The organism is Christensenella timonensis (assembly GCF_900087015.1).
Lineage (GTDB): Bacteria > Bacillota > Clostridia > Christensenellales > Christensenellaceae > Christensenella > Christensenella timonensis.
Map to the genome: position 1 here is coordinate 1,154,369 of NZ_FLKP01000002.1, position 22,392 is coordinate 1,176,760.

General features: G+C 52.2%; 18 protein-coding genes. 14 read left to right on the forward strand and 4 right to left on the reverse strand.

The annotated features are described in order from the left end of the window. The first annotated feature begins 14 nt into the window (after nucleotides 1–14). Complete coding sequence (locus tag BN6471_RS06990; RefSeq protein ID WP_082903386.1) at nucleotides 15–1,571, forward strand: recombinase family protein; 1,557 nt, start codon at nucleotides 15–17, stop codon at nucleotides 1,569–1,571. Between the two features lie 248 nt (nucleotides 1,572–1,819). Beyond that, nucleotides 1,820–2,857, forward strand: a complete 1,038-nt coding sequence (locus BN6471_RS13080; RefSeq protein ID WP_066646987.1) for an LPXTG cell wall anchor domain-containing protein — start codon at nucleotides 1,820–1,822, stop codon at nucleotides 2,855–2,857. Nucleotides 2,858–3,611: 754 nt separating this feature from the next. Here BN6471_RS13080 and BN6471_RS07005 read toward each other — a convergent pair. From BN6471_RS07005 to BN6471_RS07015, 3 genes are all read right to left on the reverse strand, one after another. Continuing rightward, a complete protein-coding gene (locus BN6471_RS07005; protein ID WP_066646991.1) occupies nucleotides 3,612–4,838 on the reverse strand; it encodes a DEAD/DEAH box helicase in 1,227 nt (408 codons plus the stop codon). A gap of 318 nt (nucleotides 4,839–5,156) precedes the next feature. Further along, on the reverse strand, nucleotides 5,157–6,881 hold the full coding sequence (locus BN6471_RS13240; RefSeq protein WP_066646993.1) for an ammonium transporter: 1,725 nt from the start codon (nucleotides 6,879–6,881) through the stop codon (nucleotides 5,157–5,159). A gap of 91 nt (nucleotides 6,882–6,972) precedes the next feature. After that, a complete protein-coding gene (locus BN6471_RS07015) occupies nucleotides 6,973–9,057 on the reverse strand; it encodes a glutamine synthetase III family protein (protein WP_066646994.1) in 2,085 nt (694 codons plus the stop codon). Between the two features lie 350 nt (nucleotides 9,058–9,407). On the opposite strand from BN6471_RS07015, the gene BN6471_RS07020 reads away from it, so the two are divergent. From BN6471_RS07020 to BN6471_RS07065, 10 genes are all read left to right on the forward strand, one after another. After that, nucleotides 9,408–10,523, forward strand: coding sequence for a class II glutamine amidotransferase (locus BN6471_RS07020; protein WP_066649901.1), 1,116 nt, complete (start codon nucleotides 9,408–9,410; stop codon nucleotides 10,521–10,523). A gap of 1 nt (nucleotide 10,524) precedes the next feature. Continuing rightward, nucleotides 10,525–12,030 (forward strand): glutamate synthase-related protein, encoded by a 1,506-nt coding sequence (locus tag BN6471_RS07025; protein WP_066646998.1) that lies wholly within the window; start codon nucleotides 10,525–10,527, stop codon nucleotides 12,028–12,030. Between the two features lie 4 nt (nucleotides 12,031–12,034). Further along, nucleotides 12,035–12,469 (forward strand): 4Fe-4S dicluster domain-containing protein, encoded by a 435-nt coding sequence (locus tag BN6471_RS07030; protein WP_066647002.1) that lies wholly within the window; start codon nucleotides 12,035–12,037, stop codon nucleotides 12,467–12,469. Beyond that, complete coding sequence (locus tag BN6471_RS07035) at nucleotides 12,466–13,698, forward strand: NAD(P)/FAD-dependent oxidoreductase (protein WP_066647004.1); 1,233 nt, start codon at nucleotides 12,466–12,468, stop codon at nucleotides 13,696–13,698. Before BN6471_RS07030 ends, BN6471_RS07035 begins: the two co-directional genes overlap by 4 nt. Next, nucleotides 13,695–14,408, forward strand: a complete 714-nt coding sequence (locus BN6471_RS07040) for a GltB/FmdC/FwdC-like GXGXG domain-containing protein (RefSeq protein WP_066647006.1) — start codon at nucleotides 13,695–13,697, stop codon at nucleotides 14,406–14,408. Before BN6471_RS07035 ends, BN6471_RS07040 begins: the two co-directional genes overlap by 4 nt. A 13-nt stretch (nucleotides 14,409–14,421) precedes the next feature. Next, on the forward strand, nucleotides 14,422–14,988 hold the full coding sequence (locus tag BN6471_RS07045) for an ANTAR domain-containing response regulator (protein WP_066647012.1): 567 nt from the start codon (nucleotides 14,422–14,424) through the stop codon (nucleotides 14,986–14,988). A gap of 15 nt (nucleotides 14,989–15,003) precedes the next feature. Continuing rightward, nucleotides 15,004–16,605: a CTP synthase gene (locus BN6471_RS07050; protein WP_066647014.1), complete on the forward strand. Its 1,602-nt coding sequence runs from the start codon at nucleotides 15,004–15,006 to the stop codon at nucleotides 16,603–16,605. Nucleotides 16,606–16,788: 183 nt separating this feature from the next. Then, complete coding sequence (locus BN6471_RS07055; RefSeq protein WP_066647016.1) at nucleotides 16,789–17,337, forward strand: hypothetical protein; 549 nt, start codon at nucleotides 16,789–16,791, stop codon at nucleotides 17,335–17,337. A gap of 18 nt (nucleotides 17,338–17,355) precedes the next feature. Next, nucleotides 17,356–17,838: an RNA polymerase sigma factor gene (locus tag BN6471_RS07060; protein WP_066647017.1), complete on the forward strand. Its 483-nt coding sequence runs from the start codon at nucleotides 17,356–17,358 to the stop codon at nucleotides 17,836–17,838. Beyond that, on the forward strand, nucleotides 17,828–18,586 hold the full coding sequence (locus tag BN6471_RS07065) for an anti-sigma-I factor RsgI family protein (protein ID WP_066647024.1): 759 nt from the start codon (nucleotides 17,828–17,830) through the stop codon (nucleotides 18,584–18,586). Before BN6471_RS07060 ends, BN6471_RS07065 begins: the two co-directional genes overlap by 11 nt. Nucleotides 18,587–18,682: 96 nt before the next feature. Here the strand turns inward: BN6471_RS07065 and BN6471_RS07070 are convergent, their stop codons facing one another. After that, nucleotides 18,683–19,444, reverse strand: coding sequence for a prolipoprotein diacylglyceryl transferase (locus tag BN6471_RS07070; protein ID WP_074025761.1), 762 nt, complete (start codon nucleotides 19,442–19,444; stop codon nucleotides 18,683–18,685). Between the two features lie 533 nt (nucleotides 19,445–19,977). Here BN6471_RS07070 and BN6471_RS13030 point away from each other — a divergent pair. Continuing rightward, nucleotides 19,978–21,714, forward strand: a complete 1,737-nt coding sequence (locus BN6471_RS13030) for a hypothetical protein (RefSeq protein WP_066647032.1) — start codon at nucleotides 19,978–19,980, stop codon at nucleotides 21,712–21,714. Beyond that, on the forward strand, nucleotides 21,659–22,351 hold the full coding sequence (locus tag BN6471_RS12660; protein ID WP_162270191.1) for an InlB B-repeat-containing protein: 693 nt from the start codon (nucleotides 21,659–21,661) through the stop codon (nucleotides 22,349–22,351). Before BN6471_RS13030 ends, BN6471_RS12660 begins: the two co-directional genes overlap by 56 nt. The last annotated feature ends 41 nt before the right edge of the window (nucleotides 22,352–22,392 follow it).

Below are 22,392 nucleotides of genomic sequence, written 5' to 3' on the forward strand. Positions count from 1 at the left end.
AAGGCGGTGACATAGTGGCAAAACAAAAGAAGTTCGTACAGAACAATAATAACCTTGCTATCGCCTATTACAGATACAGTTCCCATGCACAGAATGAGGCCAGTATTGATCAGCAGCGTGAGGCGGCTGAGAAGTACGCAGAAGCTCACGGCTTTACGATCATGAAGGAGTACGCCGACGCTGCTCTTTCGGGCACTTCCGATGACCGTCCGCAGTTCCAGCTGATGTTATCAGAGGTGGGGCATATCCGCCCCGCCGCTCTGATCGTCTGGAAGACGGACAGAATAGCCAGGGACCGTAATACATCGGCTTTTGCAAAGAAAATTGTTCGAGATGCAGGCTGTGTAATACATTATGTCGCTGAGCCAATTCCGTCTGAAACACCAGAAGGCGCCTTGTTTGAAGGACTGTTGGAGTCGATGGCAGAGTTTTACTCACAGCAACTCAAGCAGAATATCAGGCGCGGCATGATATATAATGCCGAGAACTGCTTCTATAACGGGCATCCGACGCTTGGCTATAAGCCCGAAGAGGGCAAGAAAGCCAGCAAGAAAATTCTTATAGACCCTGATACAGCGCCAGTTGTTCAGCGCATCTTCGCTGATTACGCTGGGGGCAAGCCGTTACAGGTCATCATGAATGAACTGAACGATGACGGTTTGCGGTCTGTGAAGGGCAAAAAATTTACCATAAACAGCCTGAGGCATATCCTCCATAATGTGGCTTATATCGGAACGTACAAGTACGGTGATATCGTCATCCCGAACGGCATTCCTGCTCTGGTCTCACAAGAGACGTTCGATAAAGTCCAGGCTCGTTTTGTTCAGAATAAGCGCAAGGGCGCTCAGAGGGCTGCTGGTCTTGATGAAGACGAAGCTCCCCGCTACTGGCTGACAGGAAAACTTTTCTGTGGCTATTGCGGTGAGTCAATGCAAGGAGTATCAGGCACAAGTCATACACTCGCAAAGCATTACTATTATTATTGTGCTGGTCAGCGTCAGCATCAATGCAGTAAGAAACCTGTCAGGAAGGACGTGATTGAAAAAGCCGTCCTGAATGTGCTGTACGGCATTCTTGCAGACTCCGAGAATTCTTTCCGCTTGGCGACAGCTGCGGTTGAATACTATGAGGAACACTACAAGAAGACGGATTACATCGGAAGTATGGAAGCCGAGCTGAAAGACACACAAAAGGCGCTTGATAACCTTGTCAAGGCCATTGAGATGGGTATCTTCTCAGAGACTACGCAGAAGCGATTGACCGAACTGGAAGCGAGGAAAAGAGGCTTGCAGGATTCTATCGAGGCTGAACGGGCACGAAGTGAACTGATGCAGGATGCACACAGCATCGAGGCATATTTCAAGAGATACAGTGACCCTGATATGTTCGATGATGATATCCGTGATAAAGTTCTGGAATACTTTGTAGACAAGATCTTCGTCTACGATGACAGGATCATCGTCACGGGGCCATATTTCGAGGGAATTGCTGAACAAGTATCATTTGAGGAGCTGGCTGACGATACTATCGAGTTCGACAGCTTCGCGGTCGGCTCCACCATAATGTGCTGACGAAATAGATGCGCAGCCATAAAACCCGCTATCAGAGCGGGTTTTATGGTGTATTTTTACTTCGGGACTTTTTCTTTGTTGAGACAGCCCCTTTGTTTTGTGAATTGCAAAATGGGGTATTAAGTAAGTTATATAGTCTTCCATAAGAAAGCAAAACAGAAAAGGAGCAGCTTTTTTATGAAAAACATGACATTTCCGTCTGATTCCAAACAATTTTAGTTTCAATCAGCTAAATAGGAGGTCAAAAAATGAAAAGAAAGCCATATATGCCTGCGCTGACGATGATTTTATTGTTGGCATTTTTTGCCGTGCCGATTCACGCAATGGCGGTTCCTGACTCCAGCCCGGATAATGACAGTTATTATTCATTGATTCCGCGTACGGCAGCGGGAGATGTGCTGTTTAGTGATGCAGAGGCCGCTGGCGGGACATCTGCTGGCGGGGCGGCAACAGTGTCGAAGAATGGTGATGATTATGTCATCGACTACAATGCGACCTCTGTGGTAGCGGCTGTTCTAGTGCCGAATGATATCTATTTGTCTACTGCAACAATAACAAATGATACGGATAAAACTTTTGTACTGGATCCTTCCGAACAACCTTTTTGGGTATTTTCGTATGCGCACCTCACTCAGACTCCGCAAGACACGTATGTAAATTATGTAGCAGTGATGAGTCGTTGGCTTATGTTTCAATTGCAAATCACTGAGCCGGATGGGACGGTTCAAACGCTTTGCCCTTACTCGACAATAACTGATTTTGAGAATAACAACGGATATTCATTCCCGGACGCATCCAGCTATAATGTCTTTCCGCCATCGTCTATAGAGGATGATTGTTTTGCCAAAGCGCCAATACCGCCTAGCGATACGGTCGTTTTAGCGCCCGGTGAAAGTATGAGCGTCCAGTGGGCTTACGGTATGGGGTGGGAAGCGTCAAGTGAAACAGCAAACATGGGTACGAGTTTTGTTTTCCGTTTGGACTTTACCATGAAACACGAAGAGCCAGAGCCTACTCCCAGCGTGACATCGGAACCCACGTCCAGTTCTACTCCTAGCGCGACGCCGGAACCCACGCCCAGCGTGACGCCAGAACCCACATCCAGCGCTACTACCAGTATGACGCCGGGACCCACTCTCAGTGTGACGCCGGGGCCTACTTCTAGTACGCCGCCGAGCGCTGTACCTAAGACCGGTGATGATGTTAATTTGACGCCGTGGGTCTTATTGATGGCTGGTACGGCAGCGGTGATTATAATTATATTTGTTTTCAAAAAGAGAAAATAAGGCGGAGGACTGAAAGATTGTCCTACCATGATTCGCAGGAGGGACTCGCTACATCTAAGATTTTTTCAATTGATGGGCGTTGACTTATTGTGTATTCGCCGTCCTCCGCGCCGTATACAATATTCTTGCGCAAATGTATATCGTTTGACGGTGGTCTGTACAAAACAGCTTAAGAGTGTTCCTTGAAGAATACTCTTAAGTCAATATCATAAAATACTACTCCGCGCTGATGCAACCGTCGCTGATGGTCACGATTTGTTTGCTTGCTTGTGCAACGTTAATGAGATCTAATTACAATCTTGCCAGCTTGATAGTCAGATACAGATGCCTCAACAGACTACTCTTTATGATATGTCTTCGCAGACGCGTGCCAAACATAGCGTGAATCTAGAATCACAGATAACTAAACTCCGGCAACGGAGTGCCATTATTCAAAACAGCCGTGGCAACTTGTACTGACTTCTATGGCAATAGCTGATTTGCTTGGTAATCCAAAATTCAAGACCAATATTATTACCGTTGGGAAAGTGCTGAAAACTATTAAGAGCTTGATAGATGGCAAAAGGACGAATATAGCTATTGCAAAACAGTTTAATGTTGAGCAGTCAGTTGTCGACCAAATAAGCAACTATGTAATAGGTATTTAGCAAAAAAATTGCGGCATTTATTTAGTCAATGCAATACATGAATAAACAAAACCCGCTCTTTTAGCGGGTTTTGTTTTGCACATACGCATTTTTTCTGGGTAAACCTATCATCTGCGTCCGCGCCCCCTGCGGCGCGGATTGATGCTATGGAACGATTGGCCGCTTACCCGGCCATACGATACATGCTTGACGGGTTCGGGAAGGACAGGCGAATCTGCAGTTGGGGATATATCGATCTTGAGATTCTTAATCATCTTCCGCAGCCGGTCAATTTCGTCCTCATCCTGGTTAATAAACGTATAGGCGACGCCTTCCTGTTCGGCGCGGCCGGTGCGTCCGATACGGTGTACATAACTTTCGTCATCCAGGGGCGCGTCATAATTGATGACGGCGTCGATATTCTTGACATCAATACCCCGGGCGGCGATGTCTGTGGCAACGAGGGTATCAAGTTTGCCCAAACGGTATTCTTTCATCACCCGGTCACGCTGATTCTGGCTCATATCTCCATGCAGTGCGGCAGCCTTAAATCCCTTTTTCCGTAACTGGGCTGCCAGTCTGTCCGCCTTGTGTTTCATGTTTACAAAGATCAGCGTCAAAGGGAGATCATTGTTTTTTAAGAGTGTAATCAGGATATCATTTTTGTAGCCGACAGGAATGATCGTATAGTATTGTTTTACCGTTTCCACCGCCAGGGATTCCTGTTCAACCCGGATTTCACGTGCATCTTTTTTTAAGAACTGGTTTGCGATTAGGTAGATTTCCTGGGGGATGGTTGCGGAAAAAAAGACGGTCTGCCTGTCTTTCGGCGTAGCGCGCAATATTTTTTCCATATCCCGGCGAAAGCCCATATCCAGCATGCGGTCGGCTTCATCCAGAACGACGGTACGGATATTCTTGAGCTGAACGGTTTGACGGTGCATATGATCCATCAGGCGGCCGGGCGTAGCCACAATGATATGCGGCGTTTTATGCAACATGTCAAGCTGCTTCCTGATGTTTTCGCCGCCATATAGGGTGACGATACGTATACCGGGTTTGTTTTTTGCAAGATTACGAAGTACACCTGCAACCTGCACCGCCAGTTCCCTGGTCGGGCACAGGATAAGCGCCTGTGAAATTCGCTGCGTCCGGTCGATCTGCTGAACGATAGGGACGCCGAACGCGCCCGTTTTGCCTGTTCCGGTCGGCGCCTGTACCAACAGGTCGGCTCCTTCCAGAAAGCCCCCAATGGTCAGCTCCTGCACCGGCGTGGGTTTTTCAAAATTCATGTTACGAAGGCTTGCTTGGATATCATCTGAGATACCGAGGTCTTTAAAAGGTGTTTCTTGCATTTATTGTCTCCTAAAAAATAATCTTTAAGCCGTAGAGAGAACAATAAAATAGAATGTTTCCCAAACAGCCCGCTGTATCTTTCCATAAAAAAACGCATATTTCTGTAAAACCATACTGGGCTTACATGAATATGCGCGACAGTGCGGAATTTGATACTATGACTATGATAACACAATAAGGCGCTTTTGTAAAAAAAATTTCGTATATGAAGCAGTGTTAAGGCATAAGGATAATTGATAGTATGATTACAAGGACGCCAAAAAGGAGCGGCATAACCGTTCCTTTTCAGCGTCTTGCGTATGGATGGAGTTTTATGCTTACGCTTCGTCCTGCAAAGCGTCATAGCCTTCTTCGCCGGTACGGACTTTGATAACGTTTTCGACGTCGTATACGAAGATTTTGCCATCGCCGATGTGTCCTGTATACAAGGCTTCCTTGATGGCATCGATCACAGTATTGACAGGGATCCTGCATACCACGACCTCGACCTTGACCTTGGGGAGCAGGTTGATATTCACAGGGATGCCGCGGTAATATTCGGAATGCCCTTTCTGCATGCCTGCACCCATGACCTGCGTTACCGTAATGCCGGTGATACCAATATTTTCCAGAGCGGTTTTCAGAGCGCCAAACCGGCTCTGGTTAGCGACGACGGCCAGCTTGGTCATCTTGACATCGGAAGCCGCCGTTTCCGATGCAGCGGACGGCATATGGCTGACAGGAACCGCCTGCGACGGCGTAACGTGCGCGGCGTCCGTATAGCCGATGGCCGCATGACCGTCCACCACGTCGTTGGTCACGATAAAGTCGGTGCTTACGGCGGGCATGAAATCCGCATAACCGCTGGCAAGGCCATGTTCTTCGATATCAAGCCCCACAAGCTCTTCCGCTTTGGAAACACGCAGGCCGTTCGTATGTTTTAGGATCTGGAATACGACCGCCATGGTGACGGCGACCCAGGCGGCGACACACACGACACCCAGCGCCTGTACACCGAGGAAGGATGCATCGCCTGTGTAAAGGAGGCCGCCTTCCGTGGCAAAAATACCGACCAGTATGGTTCCCACTGCGCCGCAGAAGCCATGTACGGCCACCGCGCCGACAGGGTCGTCGACCTTCATCTTTTTGTCCACGAATTCCACGCCGAACACAACGACGAAAGCGGCAATCAGCCCGATTATGGCGGCAGCCCACGGCTCGACCATATCGCATCCGGCGGTGATCGCCACCAGACCGGCGAGCGCGCCGTTCAGTGTCATGGAGACATCCGGCTTCTTATAGCGCAGCCATGTGATCAGCATAGCGCCGATGGACGCCGCGGCAGCAGAAATACTGGTAGTTGTGAAGATTTTGCCCATCAGGGGCGTCGCGTCGCCCGAAGCGGAGAGGGTGGAGCAGCCGTTAAAGCCGAACCATGCGAACCAGAGGATAAAGACCCCCAGCGCGGCCAGCGTGATGCTGTGCCCGAGGATGGCTTTGGGTTTTCCGTCCTTGTCGTATTTGCCAATGCGCGCGCCGAGGATTTTTGCGCCTACGAGCGCCGCCACACCGCCGACCATATGTACCGCGGTCGAACCTGCGAAATCGTGGAAGCCCAGGCCGGCAAGCCAGCCGCCGCCCCAAATCCAGTGACCGGAAACCGGGTAGATGACGGCGCTGATGATAATGCTATAAATACAATAGGAAGAGAATTTTGTGCGCTCCGCCATGGCGCCCGAAACGATAGTTGCCGCCGTCGCGCAGAACATCGTCTGGAAGATGAAGAAGGCATAAGAAGGGATGTCTCCCGTCGCGTAGTCTCCCTGCACGAAGAAATCCGGCGTACCGATGAGGCCGGATGCTGAAACGCCGAACATCAGTCCGAACCCGACGATCCAGAAAACGATAGAACCAAGAGAGAAATCCATGAGATTTTTCATGACGATATTGCCGGCGTTTTTTGCACGGGTCAAACCCGTCTCTACCATGGCAAACCCAGCCTGCATAAAGAATACCATGGCTGCGCCCAGAAGAACCCATACTGTGTCAACTGCTGAAAACATAATGTAACCCCCTCATAAAAATTTAAAAGGCGCGTATCCTGTCAGTTTAATCAGATCGGATACACGCCTTTGTGTTACGGTATGAAATTTGTTATACGCTGAAAAGCAGGTCGCCGTATGTCGGCCAGGGCCAGTATTTTTTACTGACGATGGTTTCCATCCTGTCGGAAACGCCGCGCACCTCCTGCATAGCGGCAAATACATACTCACGGTAATCGCCGGCCTGCTGCGCGATATCACCGGTATCCTTCACATTGATCATCGCCTGGTCGAGCCGGTCGATGGCGCTGATAAAGCACGACAGCAGGGATGAAAGCTCGGATGAAAGCCGCTTTTCCGTATCCGCGTTTACGCCAAGCTGCTCTTTGGCGAGCGCCGTTTCCGTCAGCTCGCGCGTATAGCCGATCACGGCAGGCATAATACTCTTTTTGGCCATTTGCAGCATGGTCACCGCTTCGATATTGATCGTCTTGCAATATGAATCCAGGAGGATCTCATAACGGGAATGCATCTCCCTTTCCGTAAAGATGTGATGGCTGGTGAAAAGCTCCACATTTTTCGGATGGATGAAATACGGCAGGCAGTCCGCAGTCGATTTCAGGTTCAGCAGTCCGCGTTTTTCCGCCTCCGTTACCCACTCGCCAGAATAGTTGTTTCCATTGAAGATGATGCGCTTATGTTCCTTGAGCGTCTTTTTGATCAAGGCGAGCACATCCTTTTCAAAGTCCGCACCGTTTTCCAGGGCATCGGCAAACTGCCGCAGCTCTTCTGCCACGATCGTATTGAGCACGATGTTCGGCCCGGCAATGGAGAGCGCGGAGCCAAGCATGCGGAATTCAAACTTATTGCCGGTGAAGGCAAACGGCGACGTGCGGTTGCGGTCTGTGGTATCCTTTTTGAAATTGGGCAGCACATGTACGCCCATCTCCATATCGCATTTCACACGATCAATATAGTCGCTGTCCGTTTCGATACACGTGAGTACGTCCGTGAGCTCGTCTCCTAAGAACATGGAAATGATCGCTGGCGGCGCTTCGTTTGCGCCTAATCGGTGGTCGTTTCCCGCGCTGGCGACAGACACGCGCAGCAAGTCCTGGTATTCGTCCACCGCCTTGATAACCGCACATAGGAACAAGAGGAATTGCAGGTTGCCGTGCGGATCGCTGGTCGGTTCCAATAAGTTTTCCCCCGTGTTGGTGGAGATCGACCAGTTGTTGTGCTTGCCGCTTCCGTTCACGCCGGCAAACGGCTTTTCATGCAGCAGGCAGGCAAGTCCGTGCTTGTAGGCGATGCGCCGCATCAGCTCCATCGTGATCTGGTTATGATCCGTTGCGATGTTCGTCGTCGTAAAAATAGGCGCAAGCTCGTGCTGTGCGGGTGCGACCTCATTGTGCTTGGTCTTTGCGAGCACCCCCAGCTTCCATAATTCCTCGTCCAACTCTTTCATGAACGCGGAAACACGTGGACGGATCGCGCCGAAGTAATGGTCGTCGAGCTGCTGTCCCTTGGGCGGCCGGGCGCCAAAGAGCGTACGGTTGCAGTATTTCAAATCCTTGCGTTGTTCATACAGCTTGCGGTCAATGAGGAAATACTCCTGTTCCGGGCCGACTGTGGAAAGTACGCGCGTGGCCTGCGTATTGCCAAAAAGCCGCAAAATGCGCAGGGCCTGGCCGGAAAGGGTTTCCATGGAACGCAGCAGGGGCGTTTTTTTGTCCAGCGCTTCGCCGCCATACGAACAGAAGGCGGTGGGGATGCACAGGATACCATCCTTGATGAATGCGTAAGAGGTAGGATCCCAGGCAGTATATCCACGCGCTTCAAAGGTCGCGCGCAATCCGCCGGACGGAAAGCTCGATGCGTCGGGTTCCCCCTTGATGAGTTCCTTGCCGGAAAATTCCATAATGACCTGTCCGTCAGGCGTGGGCGAAATAAAACTGTCGTGTTTTTCCGCCGTGGTTCCGGTCATGGGCTGAAACCAGTGGGTAAAGTGTGTGACGCCATGCTCTACGGCCCAATCCTTCATGGCATTGGCCACGACGTTGGCTACGCCGATATCAAGATCCTTGCCATCCTCGATGGTCTTTTTCAGCGCACGGTACGTTTCCTTTGGGAGCCGCTGCTTCATGACGGTATCGCCGAACACCATACTGCCGAACAGTTCCGTTGTTTTTGTCATTTTGATCCATCCTTCCCCGGCATTGCTTTTTCGCATATATCCGTTGCGCGGCAATGCCTTGATAAAATAGAAAGGACACTGCGGGAAAGGTTTTTTATTTCCGCAGCGCCCTTGCTGTCCACGTCCTTCATTATAAAATCACGGACAAATATTGTCAAGCCTTTTTAACAAAAAAATGAAATGTTTTATAAAACTAATTGCAATAAAAGGAATAAATAAGCATGAATAGCGTTTAAAACAATTATAAAATGCAAGAAATGTTTTAAATATTTCATTTTGTGCTTGACATGCAATAGCAAGGGGGCGTATGATAAACCATGTTAAAAAGATGCGGAAAGGGAGAACACAGGATGCAAAGAGAAGGACAAATCAGGATACCGTCCGGGTGCGCGATCTCGGGTATGTTTTCAAAAAGCGGGCAAAGGATGGACGGCAGCGCAATCATTCGGTCGATCGCGGTCATGCACGACCGTTCCAACGGCCTGGGCGGCGGTTTTGCAGGATATGGGATCTATCCGGAGTATAAGGATCATTACGCATTCCATGTATTTTACGATGATAAGGAAGCAAAACGGGAATGTGAGGAATTCCTGGAAAATCATTTTGACATCATCAACCTTTCCAAGATCCCCACGCGCAAGCATCCGCGTATTAAGGACGAGCCGCTGATCTGGCGTTACTTCCTAAGCCCGCTGCACGTAAGGCTTGCGGACAGCCAGCTCGATGAAAGGGAGTATACCGTCCGCTGCGTGATCAGGATCAATACGCAAATCAGGGGCGCTTATGTTTTTTCCAGCGGAAAAAATATGGGCGTGTTCAAGGCGGCGGGCTTTCCGGAGGATGTGGGGGAGTTTTACAGGCTGGAGGAATACCAGGGCTACTGCTGGACGGCGCACGGAAGGTATCCGACAAATACGCCGGGCTGGTGGGGCGGCGCGCATCCCTTTGCGATGCTGGACTATTCCGTCGTGCACAATGGGGAGATATCGTCTTACGATGCAAACAGGCGGTATATCGAGATGTTCGGTTATAAATGTACGCTGCTGACGGATACGGAGGTCATAACCTATATGATCGACTATTTGAACAGGCGGCAGGGCCTCGGCTTTGAGGAGGTCGCGCAGGTGATCGCGGCGCCGTTCTGGAGCACGATCGAGCACATGCCAGCGGATAAAAAAGCGCAATTCAGCTATTTGCGCAATATGTTCGCCAGTATGCTGGTGACGGGGCCTTTTTCGATATTGCTTGGCTTTGAGGGCGGGATGATGGCCTTAAACGACAGGCTGAAGCTGCGTTCGATGGTGGCCGCGGAAAAAGACGATATGCTGTTTGTGGCGAGCGAGGAATGCGCGATACGCGCCGTGCAGGGAGACCTGCAAAGGGTATGGTCACCGAGGGGCGGCGAACCGGTCATCGCTACGCTTTACGGCAAGGAACAGGGAAAAAGCCCAAAGGAGAGTGCGTGATATGCCTATCAATTTTATATATCCGGATCATGAGGTGGTGCGCGATACCGACAAATGCATCGCATGCCGTGTGTGTGAACGCCAATGCGCAAACGAGGTACATAGCTACGATAGGGAACTGAACCTGATGAAAAGCGACGACAGCAAATGCGTCAACTGCCACAGGTGTGTTTCGCTTTGCCCGACACGCGCACTGAAGATCGTGAAGACGGATCACACTTTTAAGGAAAATGCGAACTGGACGGGGGAAAATATCAAGGAGCTTTACCGGCAGGCAGGCACGGGCGGCGTGCTGCTCTCCTCTATGGGCAATCCCAAGCCTTATCCCGTATATTGGGACAGGCTGCTGATCAATGCGTCCCAGGTCACGAACCCCTCCATCGACCCTTTGCGCGAGCCGATGGAGACGCGAACTTATTTGGGAAAAAAACCTGAATGTGTGGAGCGGGACAGGAATGGCAATATAAAAAATAACCTGCCGCCGCAGCTGGAACTGGATGTTCCCATACTGTTTTCGGCAATGTCGTACGGCTCTATCAGCTATAACGCGCATGCGAGCCTTGCGCGTGCGGCGCGTAAGCTCAATACGCTTTATAACACTGGCGAGGGCGGCCTGCACGAGGACTTTTACGAATACAGCGCAAATACGATCGTGCAGGTAGCTTCGGGCAGGTTCGGCGTACACAAGGACTATTTAAGCGCGGGCGCGGCGATCGAGATTAAAATGGGACAGGGTGCAAAACCGGGGATCGGCGGACATTTGCCGGGCAAGAAAATTGTGGGAGACGTTTCGCGTACGCGTATGATTCCCGAGGGGAGCGACGCGATTTCGCCCGCGCCGCACCATGATATTTATTCCATCGAAGATTTGCGACAGCTTGTCTATTCGCTCAAGGAAGCGACGCGTTACAAAAAGCCGGTGATCGTTAAAATTGCGGCGGTACACAATGTGGCGGCGATCGCTTCGGGGATTGCGCGCAGCGGGGCGGATATCATTGCGATCGACGGCTTTCGCGGCGGAACGGGCGCAGCGCCCACACGGATCCGCGACAATGTCGGTATCCCGATCGAGCTTGCGCTCGCGAGCGTGGATCAACGGCTGCGTGAAGAGGGGATCCGTAACAGCGTTTCCATCATCGCCGGCGGCAGCATCCGTAACAGCGCCGACGTTGTCAAGGCGATTGCCCTAGGCGCGGACGCGGTCTATATCGCCACAGGCGCGCTATTGGCCCTCGGCTGCCACCTGTGCAGAAGCTGCCAGGCGGGCAAGTGTAACTGGGGCATTGCGACGCAGGAGCCGGCGCTTGTAAAGCGCCTGAATCCGGATATCGGAAGCGAGCGGCTTGTAAATCTTGTGCACGCGTGGGGACACGAGATCAAGGAAATGATGGGCGGCATGGGGATCAACTCCATCGAAGCGCTACGGGGCAACCGGCTCATGCTGCGCGGTATCGGGCTTAACGACAGGGAACTCAGTATATTAGGCGTGAAATACGCGGGAGAATAGGGACATGAAACGGATCTATGCAGACGAAAAATGGTGCCTTGGATGCCACTTGTGCGAATATAACTGTGCGTTTTCTAATTCGGATGAAACGGACATGGTAAAAGCGTTGAAAGACGTGCACATCAATCCGCGTATCCGCATTGAAGAGGCGGGGGACATATGCTTTGCGGTATCGTGCAGACATTGCGCCGAACCATTGTGCGCCCGTGGCTGTATTATGGGCGCGATCAGCATAACGAACGGCGTGATCGTCATCGACCAGGATAAATGCGTCGGCTGCTGCACGTGCATCCTGATGTGTCCTTACGGGGCGGTTATGCCGGCGGGGACAGGCGTGATGCAAAAATGCGAATTGTGTATGGAAAACGCGGCAGGAGAACCCGCGTGCGTAAAAGGCTGCCCCAATCGGGCAATTGTGTTTGAGGAGAGGGAAGCATGAAATATGTAATCATCGGAAATTCGGCTGCCGCGGTAGGCTGCATCGAGGGAATCCGGCAGCAGGACACAAGCGGGACAATCACAGTTATTTCAAAAGAACCGTACCACACCTATTCGCGTCCTGCAATTTCCTATTTGTTATGCGGAAAGACAACGGAGCAGCAGATGAAATACCGGCCGGATGATTTTTATAAAAAAATGCGCTGCCAAACGATACTTGGCAGAAGCGTCACCAAAATCGAAAAAAGCGAAAAGTGGCTGTTCCTCGATGACGGGACGGTCGTGGATTACGACAGGCTGCTGGTCGCAACAGGGTCGCGCCCGTTTGTGCCAAAGATCGAGGGCCTTGAAAATGTAGAGAAACAATATACCTTTATGTCGCTTGGCGACGCGAAAGAACTGGATGAGGCGCTGCATGCAAACAGCAGAGTGCTGATCATGGGCGCAGGGCTGATCGGTTTAAAGTGCGCGGAGGGAATTGCGCATAAGGTAAAGTCCATAGAGGTCGTAGACCTTGCAGACAGGATACTGCCCAGCATTCTCGACGAGGCTGCGGCCGAAATCGTGCAGGAACATATCGAGGATCAGGGGATCGTATTGTACTTGCGCAATGGAGTGAAATGCTTTGAAGGAAATACGGCGATACTGGAAAGCGGCGGGCGCATTGGGTTTGACATATTGGTCATTGCGGTAGGCGTACAGCCGAACGCCGAGCTTGCGCAGGAAGCGGGGATCGCGGTGCAAAAAGGGATCGAAACGGATGAGTGGTGCGCCACCTCTGCGCCGGACATCTTCGCGGCGGGGGATTGCAGCGAAAGCCTTGATATTACGACAGGGACAAAGCGTCCGCTGGCATTGCTACCCAACGCATATATGCAGGGAGAATGCGCAGGCATCAATATGGCGGGCGGGACTAAGCCGTATGGCAAGGCCATTCCCATGAACGCCATCGGTTTCTTCGGACTGCATATGGTCACGGCGGGAAGCTATGAAGGCGAGGCGTTTACAGCGCAAAGCGGTAAGGATTATAAAAAGCTGGTTTCAAAAGACGGAAAGCTCACAGGATTCATTCTTGTCGGGGATGTAGCCCGCGCAGGGATTTATACCGCGCTGATCAGGGAACAAACGCCGCTTAGTACCATCGATTATGAACTGATCAGGCAAAAACCGCAATTGATGGCGCTTTCAAGGACGCAGCGGAAGCAAAAGCTGGGAGGAACAGAGACATGAGAATAGATGCAAGGGATATGCACTTCAGGGTATTGAACGACAGGATCCGGGAGGCGAAAAAAGAGGTTGTAATCGACAACTGCATGGGGCAACGCTATATCGGCAGCGGGCTTTCCGGCAAGCGTATCGTGATCAACGGCACGCCCGGGAATGCGCTGGGGGCTTACCTTGACGGAAGTACGATCCTGGTAAACGGGAACGCGCAGGATCAGGCGGGCGACACCATGAACGACGGCGCGATCTATATCGCGGGCACCTCCGGGGACGCAACAGGATACGCCATGCGCGGCGGCAGGATCTTTGTAAACGGAGATGTGGGATACCGCGCGGGCATCCATATGAAGGAATACGAAGAAAAAAGCCCGCTGCTCGTGGTCGGCGGCTCGGCGGGAAGCTTTCTTGGAGAATACCAGGCGGGGGGAACGATCCTGGTGCTTAGCCTTTACCAGACGCAGCCCATAGGGAATTTTTGCGGCGTGGGCATGCATGGCGGCAGGATCTACTTAAGGTGCGAGAAAGCGCCTAAAAACCTTGCGCCGCAGGTCACTATTCAAAGGGCTGGGGAAAAGGACTTAGCGGATATCCGTTCTTATGTAAAGGAATTTTGCAAAATGTTCGGGCACACCGAAGCCAATGTTATGGACAGTAATTTTTATGTGCTGCGGCCGGACAGCAAAAATCCATACAGGTTGTTATATACGCAGAATTAGAAAGGGAAACGTCATGAACCGCATCTTGATCGTATCGGAGTCGGCAAAGGGCAGGGACTTTTTTGAGTCCCTGATCCTGAAATATGGCGAGCATGAAATCTTCACGGCAGAAAACAGCGCGCGGGCAGGGGAGATCCTGCAACGATACGATCCGGAGCTTGCAATCATCAACGCACCGCATCTGGACGGGCAAATCGAACGGCTTACAGAGAGGGCGGCACAGGGGTTTTCCTGTGGTATCGTGATGGTGATGGGGAACGAAACGGATGAGCGCGACGTGATCCGCATGGAAAAACTGGGCGCGCTGGTGATGCGCACGCCGGTCAGCCAGAAGTTTTTCTACCGTGCTTTCCGTCTGGCGCTTGCGTGCAGGAGGCGCATTGCACAGTTCCAGGAGGAAAAAGCGGAATTGGAGCGCAAGATCGAGGATATCCGTGTGGTAGGCCGTGCAAAATGTATTTTGATCGAGGTTCTCGGTATGACGGAAGCGCAGGCGCACCGCTATATTGAAAGGCAGGCGATGGACCTACGGATGACGAGCCGGCAGGTAGCGGAGAAGCTGTTGGAAACGTATGAATAACGGAGGGGAGAAAAAATGACAAAATATATTTTCGTAACGGGCGGCGTGGTATCGGGACTGGGAAAGGGAATCACGGCGGCTTCGCTCGGCAGGCTCTTGAAGGCGCGCGGCCTAAAGGTCATGGCGCAAAAACTGGATCCTTATATCAATATCGATCCGGGTACGATGAGCCCCTACCAGCACGGCGAGGTCTTTGTGACGGACGACGGCGCGGAAACAGACCTCGATTTGGGGCATTACGAACGTTTTATCGACGAAGACCTGAACCGGTTTTCCAACCTTACGACAGGCAGGGTGTACGCCAATGTGCTCGATAAGGAACGAAAGGGTGAATATCTGGGGGAAACGGTGCAGGTGATCCCGCACATCACCAATGAGATCAAAAGCTTTATTTATGCCGTGGGCAAGAAAACGGACGCGGATATCGTCATCACGGAGATCGGCGGTACGACGGGCGATATCGAGAGCCAGCCGTTTTTGGAAGCGATCCGGCAGGTATCACACGAAACAGGCAGGGAAAATTGCCTGTTTTTGCATGTGACGCTGGTACCTTACCTGAAAAGCTCCGGCGAACACAAGTCAAAGCCGACGCAGCATTCCGTCAAGGAACTGCAATCCTTTGGTATTATGCCGGATATCATCGTCATGCGCAGCGACGAACCCGTGGATACGGCGATTCGGCAGAAGATCGCGCTCTTTTGCAATGTAAAGCCGGATTGCGTCATTGAAAACAGGACGCTGCCCGTACTTTACGAAGCGCCGGTGATGCTCGAGCAAAACGGGCTGGCAAATATTGTGTGCCGCGAATTGAGCCTGCAATGCGGCAGTCCTGATCTTTCGGACTGGAAACAGATGCTGGAACGGATTGAAAACAGCCGGAGGCGGGTGAAAATCGCGTTGGTGGGCAAATATGTACAGCTGCACGACGCATATCTTTCCGTTGCGGAAGCGCTTATGCACGGCGGATATGAAAACAGCGTGCAGGTAGATATCGAATGGATCGATTCCGAAAAACTAACGCCGGACAATGTGCAAGAAATGCTTGCGGCATGCAGCGGGATATTGGTGCCGGGCGGCTTTGGCGGACGGGGGATCGAAGGAAAAATTCATGCCGTGCAATATGCGCGGGAAAAAAATATCCCTTTTTTGGGCATATGCCTTGGGATGCAAGTCGCGGTGATCGAGTATGCGCGCCATGTGCTTGGCTATTCCGACGCCGACTCCAGTGAATTCAGCGAAAACACGCTGCATCCCGTGATTGGGCTGATGCCCGATCAATGCGGTGTGGACAGGAAAGGCGGTACGATGCGCCTGGGGGCATATCCCTGCAAAATCATGCCCGGCTCCATCCTGCAAAACGCATATGGAACGGACGCGGTTTCCGAACGCCACCGCCACCGCTACGAGTTCAACAACGAATTCAGGCGGGAAATGGAAGAACACGGACTGAAAATTTGCGGGATGTCGCCTGATGGAAGATTGGTGGAAGCTGTGGAGCTTTCAGGCAACCATTTTTTTGTCGGCGTGCAGTTCCATCCGGAATTCAAGAGCCGCCCCAATAAGGCGCACCCTTTGTTCCGCGAGTTCATCGCCGCCGCAAAGCGCGCGCAACGTTAACGAATCGTGCCTGTACCGGCGGCTTTGGAGAAGTTGGGGATGGAAGAGGTTTTCCGTCCGCTGTTATGATATAATCAGAGAAACGGGAAAAGAGGGCGGAACAATAGATTTTTTTTATTTCCTGAATGGATTTCCAAACTTCAATCGTATTAGTAGTGAAAATAAGTTTGGGAGGCAACAAAGATGAAAAAAAGATGGATCGTATTGATTGTGGCGGCAGCGGTGACTACAGCCGTTATGGCAGCGGGAACGGCAATGGCGGCAGGGCCGCTGCATGCAGGACACAGGCAGCCGGTGGAGCAGCAGGGCATTTCCCAAAGCGTAACGCAGGAGCCGCTAAAAGCGTCGGATGCAACCTCCGTCCCCAGCCCGGCACCGCAGCCGACGCCAGAGGCTACACCGCAGCCAACGCAGGATATTCCTGTACAAGCCTACGAAGGGTGTCCGCAGCACGGAGCGGATTGTCCCGACGATTGTATGTGGTATGACGGCGGAGCCGGATGCGGTTTTTATGACGAAAGCACGGGAACGTGTACAGAACATGACGGATATTGCCGTACCGGGGGCGAACACAGCGCGGGGGCAGCAGGAAGCGGACATCACATCGAGGACGGAGAGCACCATGAAAGTGAAAGCCATGCTGTTGAAGAACACCATGACGAAAGTGAGCAGCATGATAATGGCGGACACCACGATGAAGGCGAGCGGCATCACGGTGGAAGGCATCACTAAACCAGACTGGGGCGGGGAATGAAAAGCGAGGATGAAATACGGAATACGGTGGAAACCTATTCGGATATGGTGCGCAGGGTCTGCTTTGTGTATTTGAAAAACTATGAGGATTGTGAGGATATCTTCCAGGACGTCTTTATCAAATATGCGACTTGCAGCAAACGGTTCGATGACAGCGGGCATTTGAAAGCGTGGATCCTGCGCGTGAGTATCAACCGGTGCAAAGACTGGTTAAAGCGTTCTGCGAGGCACGACAAGCCCTTAGAAGAGGTCAGCGGGCTCGCGCTGGCAGAAGAGGACGACAGGCGGGAGGTGCTCGAAGCGGTCACCTGCCTGCCGGAGGAATACAGGACAGTTACATACCTGCACTATTACGAAGGATACACAGCCCCCGAAATTGGAAAGCTGATACACAAAAATACGAATACGGTATATACATGGCTTGGACGTGCGCGGGATATGTTGAAAGAGAAGCTGGAGGATGAAGCGGATGCGCGATAAGGATATAAGAGACGCGTTTGAAGCGGTTACGGCTTCGGACGAATTGAAGCAAAAAGCGGTATCGGCCGCGCTGGGGGCGACGAGACCGGCGAAACGGAAACCCCGCCTGATCCTCGCGATGGCAGCGGTCGCAGCAGTGTTTGTCCTTGCGATCAGCGGTTATGGCATGTATATGCAGCCGTCGGCTTATATCAGTGTGGATCTGAATCCCAGTATAGAGCTCACCCTGAACAAAGCAAACAATGTCGTTGGGGTATGGGCGCACAACCGCGACGGTGAAAATATCCTTGAGAACCTCGATCTGAAGGGGCGTTACTATGAGGACGCCATCGATGCGATATTGGAACAGGAAGGCAAGGCAGGATATTTGGGGGAGAACGCTTATGTCGTGTTTGCCGTACAAAGCAACGACCCTGTGCAGGAGCAGGAACTGCTGAAGGGGACGCAGGAGTGCGCCCAGATACACCATGGCAGCGCCCAGACGGAATGTATATCGGTCAGTGAGGAAACAAGGGAACAGGCGCACGAACACGGGATGTCGCCCGGCAAATACCAGACTTACCTGGAATTGCAGGAGCTTGACCCTACGGTGACGATCGAGGAAAGCCGGCATATGAGCATGCACGATATGAAAAATAAAATAGACGCATGTTCGGAGGCGCATGCGTCGGGAGGACATGAGTCCGGGAGCCATGAGACGGAAAACCATGATGCGGGGGACGGCGGCCAGCATCACGGCAGTGAATGAACAAACTTTACGAAGCCCCGAACCTTTTATAGTTTGGTTAAAGGTTCGGGGCTTTTTATTGTTAAAATGGAAAAATAAACCCGGAACCATACCTTCTTAAGAACCGGAAGCTTTGCGGGAAGGCAATGCCTTGGGCAAGAAAAGCGCCAGGCCTGCAATGACAATAAATATGGAGATGAACTGGGATGTGGAAAGGATACCGACGGTGCCGCGGAAATCCGCGCGGAAAATCTCGATGATCGACCGGCCGATGCCGTATAAAATCAGGTACAATGCCCCTACGCGCCCATCACGCCGGTCTTTACGGGCATATAAAATGAGTACGAGCGCCAGCAGAAAATCGCCTGCGGCAGAAAACAATTGTGTGGGGAGCAGGCTCACGCCGCTGGGCGCGAGCGAACCGGCGGGGAAGACGACGCCGATCGCACAGGTGGTTGGCGCACCGTAGCAGCACCCGGCCAAAAAACAGCCGATACGCCCAAACCCCTGCGCCACTGCGACGGAGGGCATGAAAAGGTCAAAGTACTGCATGAAGCTATACTTCTTTTTATGGCAATAGAGGATGGCGGCAATGACAGCCAAAATAATCCCGCCATATACGACAAAGCCGCTGCCTGAAAGTATTTCCAACGGGTTGGAAAGGAAATTCTGAAAATCCTGGATGACGTACAGCAGTTTTCCGCCCAGAAAACCAAACACGACGGCAAAGATGCACAGGGTGATGATGGCATCCGTATCCATATTCCGCTTTTTACCCCGGTACATCGCTATGAGAAGCGCACAGATGATGCCGATCGCTATCATGAGCCCATATCCGTGTATGGTAATGGGGCCTATGGTCAATAAATTATTATACACAAGCTACCTCACAAACATTGATGATCTTTTTTACCAATCATACCATATTTCATCTTTATTGTCATTTGCCGTCCCGGCCCTAAACGGGCGGGAATTCCCCATATCATTCAAAAACCAGCGGAAAAGATTAGATGCCCGACAAAATGGGTATGAATTACATACGTTTTTAGCGCAGTCATGCGAAGGGGGATAAACAGAAACTGCATCGCCAAAGCGACGCGCGACGAGGATGGCGGTACGCTGGTCATATATCCCAATGAAACGTATGAGAAAGAATATTGCACGGGAGGGAAAACACCAATAGAAGGAGCATTTATGCTACAGATGCTTGCCTTCCATAAAAATTTGTCGAGACAGGGAATATGAGAAGTGTGCACGTCCAGGTAAATCTTTGGATGTGATTTTTTTACGTTCCTGTAAAACCGATCCGGCCGATAGATTATAGTAATAGAAAGATGTAACTATGCCAGAACCAATACCTTATTAGGAGGGTTATGGTTCAGGCCGGAACGGAAGGATAGTAAAACAGAGGAATGAAGAAAAACAGAAAGAATTTCTATCAATTATTTACCACATTACTTGTGATTTGTATGACGATTTTGGCCATATCACCGGCCACAGCTTTGGCGGAAGAAAGCGAAACAGGCAGCTTATGCACACATATACACGATGAAGCATGCGGATACGCAGCGGCCTCGGACGGGATCGCGTGTGATATGGGATGTATGGAAACGGAGGAGGGACAAATCGTCCATGAACCGGATTGCGCATATCGGGAGGCGGCGGAAGAAGCTGCATGCAGCCATGTACACGACGATACCTGCGGTTTTATGGGAACAACACAGCCGAATGCGGAGGCGGACAGTTTTGCATTAATCACGCCGCTTGATGGCGGATTACAGACGATGCTTGATATCAGCAAGGGAGAGATTACCGTTTCAGATACTTCTGTTTCGGGATTTGAGAGTGACGGAACACCGGCCAGCACAGCAAACACCGACGGCTATATCATCATGCAGTCCGACCCTTCCCCGACGGCGAATAAGATCACAGTAACGGGGGGAACGGTCGACCTGACGCTGCAGGATGTAAATATCACTTCCACAGGCGCACCGGTCACGGTCAATGCAGGAGCGGCCCTGAGGCTTACCGTCAGGGGGGATAATACGCTTGCAGGCGCGGGCGCTTACGCCGGGATTGCAGTGGAAAAAAGTGCACAGCTCACGGTTTCGGGTGCTGGAAACCTTACCGCAACAGGCGGAAACGCCTCCTCGGGCAAAGGCGGCGGTGCGGGGATTGGCGGCAATGGACAGGGCTTTGGAGGAAACCAAAGCGAAGGGGTGGATTTTGGAAGCATAACGGTATCGCCTGCTTTTACCGGTAGCATATCGGCAACCGGCGGGGATTGCCGAAACACTTACGGTGCGGGCGCGGGCATTGGCAGCGGCGGCATGTATACCGCCGGAGGTGCGAACGACTGGACGGAGGTATACGGCAGTATTTCCATCGAAGGCGGCACCATAGAGGCCAAAGGCGGAGAGGACTGCGCCGCAGGGATCGGCAGCGGCGGTGCGGAAGGCAGTTCGTACGTAACGTCAAAGATCGTGGTCAATATATCCGGCGGCAATGTTACGGCAACCGGTGGAGAATACGGCGCGGGCATCGACAGCGGCAATATCGTGACAGACGGGGAAGTGAATATCAGCAGCGGGACGGTCAAAGCTTATGGCGGAGAGTACGGCGCGGGCATTGGCGGCGGCTCGAGCAGCGATATGGGGCCGATTACAATAAGCGGCGGAAGCATAACTGCCAAAGGCGGTATCAGCAGCGATTCCATGGGAGCTGCGGGGATTGGCGGAGGCGACAATGCCGCGGTACAGTCCGTTACGATCACGGGCGGTACGGTCAACGCTTACGGAGGCAACGGTGCAGCCGGGATCGGCGGCGGCAGCAACACCAGTTACAGCATCTTTTTTATGGGAGACACAGACGGTGAGGTTCGATATGCCGCCCCCATCGCCATATCGGGTGCAGGCACGGTGGTCAATGCATACGGCGGAACGGGCACAGGGGCGAGCGGCATTTACGGCGGCGCAGGAATCGGCAGCGGATATCCCACAGCCAATGATGCGAGAAGCGTGGCATTTGCCGTTTCCATCACCGACGGGGCTACGGTCAATACACACGGCGGTTACCGCTCACAGGCGATCGGCTATGGCGTCCGCGACTTCGGATGTCGCAGCAGGGCACTTGGATGCGTCGAGCAGTGACAAAGTCGATGTGAACTGGCTGTTCACGGCGCCGGACATGGTGCTCACACATGCGGGAACAACGCACACAGTTACCACGGTTTCCTCCGCGGTAGCGGGTAACTGGGCGACTCTCATGCCATTTGACGAACCGCTTATAGAAAAGGTCGGCGTAAGCTACCATTGGGTGGGGCCGGACAGGCCCACCGATGTAACGCCGCCTGCAGGAGAGACGGTCAACAAAGGCACGGCGTATACAGCGGCACAGCAGGAGGCGACAGCACAGGAGTATACCTTTGAGGGCTGGTATACGGATGAAGCGTGTAAGCAAAAGTATGCAGACGGCACGGCCCTTAATGCGGACACGATGCTCTACGGGAAGTGGACGAAGGCGGGAGGCACGGCCGATCCGGGTAATCCCGCCGACATAGAAGACCCGGAGACACCGGCAGATAATACATCGGAGACGGGGAGCGCCACGGGCAATACGGATACCAACACCAGTTCGTCTACGACCACGGATACCAAAACCGCGTCGGCAGCCTCTCCGGGTACAGGCGACGATACGAGCCTTTGGATGTGGATCACAGCAGCAGGTGCCGCGGCCCTTGTGGCCGTCCGGGTTTTGGTCGCGCGGCACAAGGCGAAGGAAGAATAACGGAAGATATATCAAAAGGCCGGCCCGCAGATATCGGACCG